At 41.4% G+C, this 9,711-nt stretch carries 6 protein-coding genes, 2 tRNA genes and 1 pseudogene; 7 read left to right on the plus strand and 2 right to left on the minus strand.

Going from position 1 to position 9,711, the window contains the following annotated elements:
- Window positions 1–157: 157 nt before the first annotated feature.
- The 3 genes from AAEZ22_RS04785 (at window position 158) to AAEZ22_RS04795 (ending at window position 1,712) form a co-directional block, all read left to right on the plus strand.
- A tRNA-Lys gene (locus AAEZ22_RS04785) sits at window positions 158–233 on the plus strand.
- A 145-nt stretch (window positions 234–378) separates the two neighbouring features.
- Entirely contained in the window at window positions 379–1,419 is a 1,041-nt protein-coding gene (nadA, locus tag AAEZ22_RS04790) for a quinolinate synthase NadA (protein WP_058373665.1), read from the plus strand.
- 203 nt (window positions 1,420–1,622) lie between these two features.
- A tRNA-Ser gene (locus tag AAEZ22_RS04795) sits at window positions 1,623–1,712 on the plus strand.
- Window positions 1,713–1,841: 129 nt separating this feature from the next.
- On the opposite strand, the gene AAEZ22_RS04800 is transcribed toward AAEZ22_RS04795, so the two are convergent.
- On the minus strand, window positions 1,842–2,816 hold the full coding sequence (locus AAEZ22_RS04800) for a c-type cytochrome (protein WP_220488929.1): 975 nt from the start codon (window positions 2,814–2,816) through the stop codon (window positions 1,842–1,844).
- A gap of 362 nt (window positions 2,817–3,178) precedes the next feature.
- Entirely contained in the window at window positions 3,179–3,568 is a 390-nt protein-coding gene (locus tag AAEZ22_RS04805; RefSeq protein ID WP_011328538.1) for a DUF2750 domain-containing protein, read from the minus strand.
- A gap of 257 nt (window positions 3,569–3,825) precedes the next feature.
- On the opposite strand from AAEZ22_RS04805, the gene AAEZ22_RS04810 reads away from it, so the two are divergent.
- The 4 genes and pseudogenes from AAEZ22_RS04810 to AAEZ22_RS04825 all read left to right on the plus strand — a co-directional run bounded on the left by AAEZ22_RS04810 (window position 3,826) and on the right by AAEZ22_RS04825 (window position 9,684).
- Window positions 3,826–4,869 (plus strand): alkene reductase, encoded by a 1,044-nt coding sequence (locus AAEZ22_RS04810; protein WP_352296369.1) that lies wholly within the window; start codon window positions 3,826–3,828, stop codon window positions 4,867–4,869.
- 196 nt (window positions 4,870–5,065) lie between these two features.
- The gene (locus tag AAEZ22_RS04815) at window positions 5,066–7,435 is read left to right on the plus strand and encodes a TonB-dependent receptor domain-containing protein (RefSeq protein ID WP_352296372.1); all 2,370 of its coding nucleotides are present in this window, start codon (window positions 5,066–5,068) and stop codon (window positions 7,433–7,435) included.
- A gap of 69 nt (window positions 7,436–7,504) precedes the next feature.
- Window positions 7,505–8,644: an alkaline phosphatase family protein gene (locus AAEZ22_RS04820; protein WP_352296374.1), complete on the plus strand. Its 1,140-nt coding sequence runs from the start codon at window positions 7,505–7,507 to the stop codon at window positions 8,642–8,644.
- Window positions 8,641–9,684 (plus strand): annotated as a pseudogene (locus AAEZ22_RS04825) (alkaline phosphatase D family protein). Before AAEZ22_RS04820 ends, AAEZ22_RS04825 begins: the two are co-directional and overlap by 4 nt.
- Window positions 9,685–9,711: the final 27 nt, after the last annotated feature.

The raw sequence follows: 9,711 nt of genomic DNA on the forward strand, positions 1-9,711 counted from the left end.
GCATTAGCTCAGTTGGTAGAGCAGTTGACTTTTAATCAATTGGTCGATGGTTCAAATCCATCATGCCCCACCATTCTATGAGCAGTGAAAGTAAAGTATTAGTCGGCGGATTTACGCAATCAACTAACTAGCAGCCTTGCTAATTAATCATCAAAGGGGGGCATTAGCTCAGTTGGTAGAGCAGTTGACTTTTAATCAATTGGTCGATGGTTCAAATCCATCATGCCCCACCATTTTTAGACAATCCCTTCTTAATAGCGTCTTTTTAAAACTTCAACTTTTTATTTATAAACACCTTGAGCAGATAGCTGTTATTTAGCTTTATATTCTCGTATAATTCATCGTAATTAATGCAATATAGATGAAGTGGTCGAGAACATGAGTCTAGCTCAAACTATTATGCCTGAAGGCTATATTTTCCCTCCTAAGCCAGCACCGTTAACACAAAACGAACAAGGCGAATACAAAGCACGTATAAAGCAACTACTGCAAGAAAAAAATGCCGTATTAGTTGCCCATTACTATACCGATCCTGAAATACAAGCACTAGCCGAAGAAACCGGCGGCTGCGTTGCCGACTCGCTAGAAATGGCGCGTTTTGGTACACGCCACGATGCCGACATGATCATTGTAGCGGGTGTGCGTTTTATGGGTGAAACCGCAAAAATATTAACGCCTAACAAAACCGTGGTTATGCCAACGCTCGAAGCGACTTGTTCGTTAGACATAGGTTGCCCGGTAGATGAATTCTCAGCGTTTTGCGATCAGCACCCCGACCGCACAGTAGTAGTGTATGCAAATACTTCTACCGCAGTAAAAGCGCGTGCAGATTGGATTGTAACCTCATCGTGTGCACTGGAAATTGTTGAGCACTTAGACGAACTAGGTGAAAAAATAATTTGGGGCCCAGACAAGCACCTAGGTAGCTATATTCAAAAGAATACCGGCGCAGATATGATCATGTGGAATGGTGCATGTATCGTTCATGACGAGTTTAAAACTAAAGCCCTAAAAGACATGAAAGCGCTGCACCCAGATGCGGGCGTACTCGTACATCCAGAGTCGCCAGAGGAAATTGTTGCCCTTGCTGATGCGGTTGGTTCAACCAGCCAGTTAATAAAAGCAGCGCAAACAATGAGCAACAAAAAGTTTATTGTAGCAACTGACCGCGGTATTTTTTATAAAATGCAGCAACTATGCCCAGACAAAGAATTCTTTGCTGCTCCAACAGCCGGTGAAGGCGCTTCATGTAAAACATGTGCGCATTGCCCTTGGATGGCAATGAACGGCTTAAAAGCGATTGAAGAAGCTCTGATAGACCCCAAAGGTAAAGAAGTGTTTGTTGACATGGACTTACGCGAAGGCGCACTTAAATCACTTAACCGCATGCTTGATTTTACCGCCACAATGGCAAAGTAAAATTAACGAATATAAAAACGCACGTTAAGTTAACGCCTAAAAAACGGTTATGCCACCCGCATAGCCGTTTTTTGTGCACAGCATAAAAAATATGAATGATAAGTGAGCAGTTAAAAGCTCAAAACTAAAAATGCCTTGCACCTATGGCGGCTATTTCATACTATAGCGCGCTTGTTGCACTACCTAGTATGTAGCAACGCCGTGGAGGGATGGCTGAGTGGCTGAAGGCGCACGCCTGGAAAGTGTGTTTAGGTTAATCCCTAACGAGGGTTCGAATCCCTCTCCCTCCACCATTATTCAATATCAGGACGTCTTATGACGTCCTTTTTTGTGCCTGTAATAAAATTATATATGTTATTAAAAAGCCAGTGGGTTAATCCAACTGGCTGTTTGGTTTTATTATTTAACCGTGGTTAATACTATTAACGGCGTACGTCTTTTGGTGCGCCGCCTTCAGGCCAGTCGTTTGCTTTAGCGGCAAATGCTGGGCGTGCTAGGTGGCTAAAGTAAAATGCAATATCAACGGCTTCTTGGTCAGTTAAAATACCTTCTTGGCCAAGTGGCATGTTGCCTTTTATAAATGCAGCTGCGGTATAAGTACGTGCCATACCTGCGCCGTCGTTAAATGAGTTATCGCCTGCTACTGCTGGGAACATATAAGTGCCACTAGGGTATAAACCTTTGGCGTCCATTTGATGGCAGCTTGCACAGTGCTGTGCATACAATGTTTTACCATTTTCTGTGTTTGGCTCTAGGTCTTTGTTAATTGCTATAAAACCATTATTACTTTTTAAGTCATCTTTCGTTTTTATATCTTGCGATAAAAAGTTCATGTAGCTGACCATAGCTTGCATTTGTGTAGAGTCGGTTATTAATGGTTGGCCGTTCATTGAGCGTTGAAAACAGCCATTAATACGATCTTCAATAGTGTTTATTTTAGCATTACGGCTACGAAACTTAGGATAAACCACGTTCATACCTACATAAGGGGCTGCGTTAGCTACGCGGCCTTCGTTTAGGTGGCAAGAACTACAGTTTAGTTTGTTATTAACGTTTTCGGGTAATTGGCGGTAGGTATCGATAACTAATAAACGCCCGTAACGAATTAAATCAGATTCAGGGCTATTATCTAAATCGTTAATATTTGGCGTTGGTAAGGTGTTTGGGTGGCTTGCTGATAGGTTAGTAATTACTGGCGCATTGCTTAGCGCTTTTTGTATATCTGATTGTGGTTCGGCCGTTGCTTTTGTAGTAATGCTAGTTGCATTTTGGCTGGTTGCTTTTTCAACAGCAGTGGTTTTAGCGGTTGTTTGTTTAGCTGGTTCAGGTACTGGCTCAGAGCAAGCAAATAGCGCTAAGATAGCGCTTAAAATAGTAATGAGACGGAGTGTAAACATAATTTGACCCTAGGGTATAAAAGTGTGTGGATTATACGCCTGAAAAACCATTTTCCTATTGCTTTAAATCGGTTTGCCGACGTTATTTGGCTAAAAGTTAGCGATTAAAAAAACCATAATTTATTGTATTTAAAAATATAGTTAATAATTATTTAAAATGTATATTTTATTTTAATATTTAGGGCGTGTTGGTCATTAATAGTTACAATATTATGCTATTTAGCGGGCGATTTAATTGGACGGAAATTTATAGCTTAGTAATATAAAGCGAGGATTTAATAAGGGCCGCAAGTGCAAAGGGGCTGTATAAAACAGTAAAACCATTATTGTGAGCATGGCTTTACTGTTTTGAGGGAAAGTGCTTAATACTTTTTCTTTGGCATTTTTAATTGTGTATCAAACTCATCCGGAAACAGTATAGTGCCGTCGTCGTCTTCGGTTGGAAAAACGGCAATAAGTAAGTCGTCGTCTTCTAAGCCGGGTGTCCAGCGGTTTATCCAATCTTGTGTGGGAATAGCTTTAGGCGTACAACCTTCCCATTCGCCAGTGGCCCATGCTTGTGCAAACTCGCGAGTTGGCCATACGGGTACGCAGTCGTCATCTTCGTTGGTGAGCATAACGCAGCCATCGTCATCGTTTAAAATCCATACTTGTTTAAATTGCTGTGTGGTTTCAAACATAAAAGCGAGTCGTTTTTTGGCACCAAGGCCTAAAATTACGTCGTGTTGTTCTGTGTTATTTGCTGTTGTCATAATTTGCTTACTCTAAGTTTATGGCTTGGTATTAAGTGTAAGTATATCGAGTTATATGACAGTGTGGTGAAAAGTTATTATTTAATTTACCCTATATAGATCTAATTTACGGCTCTGTAAGTATAAGTTTTATTATTAATTTGAGCGTTCATTCAAAAATACCCTTGAATGTTTACCAAATGGCCGCATTTACACACCATACTTGCTATTTAGGTTGAGCATTTAGTGCTTAGCCATTCCCACACAAAGGATCCACAATGTCGATTGATTTACTTGCCCCGTATAAATTAAACAGCACAATTGAGCTTAAAAACCGCGTATTAATGGCGCCGTTAACGCGCAGTATGGCTGATGATAACCTAGTGCCAACTCAAGCTATGGTTGACTACTACGCGCGCCGTGCAGATACAGGATTAATTATTAGCGAAGCGACAATTATTCGCCCAGACGCGCAAGGCTATCCTAATACGCCGGGTTTATTTACTAGTGAGCAAATTCAGGGCTGGAAAAAAGTAACCGACGCAGTACATACCAATGGCGGCAAAATATTTGCCCAGCTTTGGCATGTTGGCCGTGTTGCTCACCCACACTTTTTTGATGGCGATGTACTTGCGCCATCAGCAATTGGTGTAGAAGGGACTGTTCCGCGCATGCGTGAGCTTACTTACATTACGCCAAAAGCGGCAACCACAGATGATATTAAAAGCTTAGTAGCCGATTACGCAAAAGCAGCCGAAAACGCGATGGAAGCAGGTTTTGACGGCGTGGAAATTCATGGTGCTAATGGCTATTTAATTGACCAATTTTTACATTATGCTGCCAATGAGCGTGATGACGAGTATGGGCAAACACCAGAAAATATGTCTCGTTTTGCACTCGAAGTAACTGATGCAGTTATTGATGTTGTAGGTAATGAGCGTACCGCTATGCGTTTAACACCAGGTGCCTACTTTAATATGAGCGAAGATAACCGTGATAAAGCAGTATTTGACTACTTATTGCCTGAGCTTGAAAACCGCAAATTAGCCTATTTACATGGCGGTATTTTTGACGACAGTATGCGTTTTGATTCATTGCAAGGTAAATCAATTTCTGAGTTTTTACGTGCCGGTTATGCAAGTACTTTAGTCGGTGTAGGTAGCTACAGCTTTGAAACTGCCAAACAAGCGATCAACGATAATAAATTTGATTTAATTGCCATTGGCCGCCCACTTATTGCTAACCCAGATTACATTAGCAAAATTAAAAATGGTGAAGAAGTGACACCTTATAGTGATGAAATGCTTGCTGAGCTTAAGTAATCGCTTTTTACTAAATTAAATATAAGGCACCTAATTGCAAAGTTAGGTGTCTTTTTTTATACATTTGTTTGCCATAATTAACTCATATTTGTTTAACCTGTTTGTCAATAAAATTGCCCCTCGTTGTCATACTTAAAAATTAGACTGTGCCCGCTTTCATAATTACATTTTATAATTAGAATCAAATGGGACAATAATGTACGCTTTAAAAAACAAATCGCTTTTGAGCATGGCTATAGCCATGGCTGTATCAACATCTGTTTATGCAAACGACAAGACTATAGAGGAAATAACCGTAGTTGCTAAGCCTACCAGCTATGCTAACAACGTTATTGAGCCTGCAATGCTTGAGCAACAAAGTTCGGTAGCAAGTATATTGTCGGTGATTGATAATTTACCGGGTATTAGCATAAACGAAGGTGATGCATTTGGTGGTGACGATTGGTCTACCACAATTACAATGCGTGGCTTTAGTATTGACGGTAACCAACAGCAATTAGGGATGACAGTAGATGGCATACCCAATGGTGGCTCTAATTACGGTGGCGGCGCTAAAGCTAACCGTTACCTAGACAGCGAAAACCTGGCTACAGTTGAAGTAGGCCAAGGTACGTCTGATATTAAATCGGCATCGCTGGAAGCGCTAGGCGGTACATTTAATTTTGTAAGTAAAGACCCCAGTCTCGAAAAAGGCACTACGTTTGCCTATACATCGGGCAGCCACGACGCCTCGCGTTATTATATTAAGCACGAAACAGGCACTGTTTTTGATAATACCCAAGCATACGTAAGCTACTCGCAAACCGACACCAGCCGTTGGATTGGCTCGGGAAGTAATGGCGGTAAAGACAACCAACATGCTGAGCTTAAGTTTGTATCTAATTTTAACGATTTAACCCTAACCGGACGTTTATCTTACGACGATGTAAGCGAAACTAACTACAACAGCGTGAGTATTGAACAATTTGAGCAAACACCTAATTGGGATCAATTAACGTGGAACTGGACAGGGGTTCCGCATTTTGATCAAATGTTTGCCGAAGGTTGGGGGACGCTACGTGAAAATACCTTAGGTTATTTAAAGTTTGAATATGCAATTTCGCCCACATCACTATTAACGATCAGCCCTTATTATCATAAAAACTCGGGGCGTGGTGACTGGATCCCACCATATTTAACAACCCCAGTTGATGAAAACGGCGAGCCAACAACACAAGGCGGTACTAATGCTGGCTCTTATGGTTTTGCTGATAGCGAGGGTAACCCACTTGCACCTAACTCAGGCTGTACAGCAAGTTTAAGTTGGCCGTGGGAGTCGGGGCCTGATTTAAATCCGGCATGTTACGACGATACAGCAACGCCCGTAATGTCTTATCGCCATACCCATTACAAAAAAGATCGTTTAGGCGTAACCGCTAACTATCAAGCGACGTTTGGTGATCACGATATTGAGGCTGGTTTTTGGTATGAGCAAAGCGAGCGAGAAGAGTCGCGTGATTGGCACAAAGTAATTGATGCACGTATTTTTCATCATTTTGAAAACACCCCTTACTGGACTCAGTACAAAAATACCTTTGATACGGATACGTTCAAATGGTACATCCAAGACTCTATTAACTTAGGTGATTTAACCTTAAATATTAGCGCTAAACAGTATTTAGTTGAGTTACAAAAGTACGACCACTTTGCTAACGAAAGCTCTGATAAAGTAGACAGCGACTCTGATGTTTTATTTAGTGGCGGCGCGCTGTATCAGTTAAATAACGATACCGAATTATTTGCAAGTTACAGCGAAAACTTTGCTGCAATTAAAGACGGGGTGCTAGAGCGCGACAGTTCAACTCTGACTGAAATAGAGCCAGAAACAGCAAAAAACATTGATTTTGGGGTACGCTACCAAGCCGATAAATTAACGCTTAGCGCAACGGCCTACAGCGTTAAGTTTGATAACCGCATTACCTTTATTGCACCTGGCAGTGATTCAGGCGGAATTGACTACACTATTGGCACTAATGGGTCATACATAAATGTAGGGGGCATCGATTCTAAGGGGTTAGAGCTTTCTGCTAGTTATATGCTTACACCAAGCTGGAGTGTTTATTCGTCGTATACCAATAGCAGCTCTGAATATTCGTCTGATGATCCAAATGCATATGACTCACAAGGTGTATTACTACAAGATAATGATGGCAATACTGCAGCGCCGAGCTTTAAAAAAGGCGATAGTTTAATAGATACATCGGAAGATTTATTGGTTGTATCTACCGATTACTTTAGTGACGGCTTTCGTGTTGGTTTGTCGGCTAAATACACAGGTGAGCGTTTAGGTGCATGGCAAGACGAAGGCACGCGAGCACGCAATAAAGTAGACGGCTACACGGTACTCGACTTTAATGCCGGCTACTCAACCGATGTAAACGCAGGGCCGTTTAAAGCCATTGATCTCTCGTTTGTGGTTTATAACATAACTGATAAAAGCTACTTAGCAGGTGGTACAGGTAATGGGGCTACTTACTTTATTGGTGCGCCTCGTACTGCTGCGGTTACCTTTACTGCAGATTTTTAAGTCGTAATGTAAATTATTTTAAGCCCATTACTAATGGGCTTTTTGTTATAAAAATAGGCCGATAACAATATGAAAACGATTTTAAAAGTAAGTGCATTTAGTTTAATTGCCCTAGCAAGCGACTTTGCAGCGGCAGTACAAACAGCTGATCAAAATGTAGTGTTGGTAACGCTTGACGGTGTGCGCTGGCAAGAGGTGTTTAGTGGTGCAGATAAAAACCTTATTAATAATTCCGATTTTGTTAAAAAGCCAGAGCAGCTAAATACAGAGTTTTGGCATAACAGCTCTGCAAAACGCCAACAACTGCTGATGCCGTTTATTACCCAGATTGTGGCTAAGCAAGGGATAATAATGGGTAATAGAGAGCAAGGCTCTAATATGTCGGTAAGTAACCCGTGGTATTTTTCGTATCCCGGTTATAACGAAATACTTAGCGGTGAGGTAGATGAAGGTATTAATAGTAACGATAAAATCCCTAACCCAAATCACACTATATTAGAGCGTTTGGAGCACCAACCCGCGTTTAAAAATAACACCGCCTTATTTGGTAGCTGGGATGTATTTCCTTCAATACTTAATACTGAGCGCAGTAAGGTATATGTTAACGCCGGATTTATGCCAATTGAGGAGGATTTATTTGAAAATGCGCCACTTTTAAATGCCATGCAAAATGAAATTCCGAGCCCTTGGAGCAATGTACGATTAGACAGTTTTACTTATCGGTTTGCTAAGGCGTATATGTTAGCTAAAAAACCAAAATTATTAGTAATAAGTTTAGGGGAGACCGATGACTTTGCTCACGATGGTGATTACCACGCGTATTTAAAATCGGCAAAACAAAGTGATGCTTTTATAGCTGATTTATGGAATACCATTCAAACAACACCGGGTTATAAAAATAACACTACCCTCATTATTACCACAGATCATGGCCGTGGTAGTAACGCAAGCGACTGGCAGCATCACAGTTCAAAACGCGCCTTAGCAGCACTGCATATAGGCGAAAATAAGTTTCCCGAGGGCATTATAGGCTCCGAACATATTTGGCTTGCCGCTATTGGCCCTGCCATAAAAGGCCAAGGCTTAGTTAAAACAGCTACTGAGCTTAAACAAACGCAAATTGCCGCAACAGTGTTAAAGGCGCTTGGGCAAAACCCAAAGCAAATAAATGCCAATATGGCACCGGCTATTAATGAGATTTTAAAATGAAAATAATAGCCGCGGTAGTATTAACCAACTTACTTGTTAGCTTTAGTGCTTTGAGTGCTCCCTCTAAAATATTATTTGGCTCGTGCGGGCATCAAGATAAAAGCATTCCTATATTCGATGCCATAAACAAAGAACAGAGCGATTTATTTATATTTTTAGGCGACAATATTTATGGCGATACCAATAATATGAGCGTACTTGCTAATAAATACCAGCGCTTAGGGGCAAAGCCCGGTTTTAAAACACTAAAAGCGCAAACGCCTATTATAGCTATGTGGGATGACCACGATTATGGCCAAAACGATGCAGGTAAAGAGTATCCGTATAAAGAAGAGTCGCGGCAAATTATGCTCGATTTTTGGCAAGAACCTGCAAACTCACCACGACGCACTCGCCCCGATGGTATTTATACCTCGTATACCTATGGTGAAGGTGAGCAAACTGTGCAGGTGATTATGCCAGATTTGCGCTGGAACCGAGATGCGTTAAACGCAGTAAGTAAGTTGGAGTACGACACTAAGCGCAAACTAAATAATCAAGGCCCGTATAGCCCAAGTAATGTTAAAGGCGCGTCAATGCTTGGTGAGGCGCAGTGGCAATGGCTTGAACAAGAGCTTAAAAAGCCCGCGGCTATAAAGCTAATTGCCTCAAGCTTACAGCTACTTCCCGATTTTACAGGGTGGGAGTCGTGGGCTAATTTCCCCGACGATCGAAAGCGTTTATTTACACTGATCAAAAAGCATAAAGTAAACGGCGTAGTTATTATTAGCGGCGATACCCACTGGGGCTAAATTTCACAGTATAAGCATAACCTTGACTACCCACTAATAGAAATGACCAGTTCTGGCCTAACCGAAAAATGGAAAAATGTAAGCCCTAACACACACCGAATAGGGGACTTTACCCACCAGGTTAATTACGGCGATTTAAGCATAGACTGGCAACAAGCCGACCCGTCAATTTCATTACAGCTCAAAGATATTGATGGTAAAGCAATAATGCAAAGTCAGTTTAAACTCTCAAGCATTAGCCCTTATTAATTATCGCTAATCGCTACCCCTGTAATT

The organism is Pseudoalteromonas sp. 20-MNA-CIBAN-0454 (assembly GCF_040308685.1).
GTDB classification, from domain to species: Bacteria; Pseudomonadota; Gammaproteobacteria; order Enterobacterales; family Alteromonadaceae; genus Pseudoalteromonas; species Pseudoalteromonas nigrifaciens.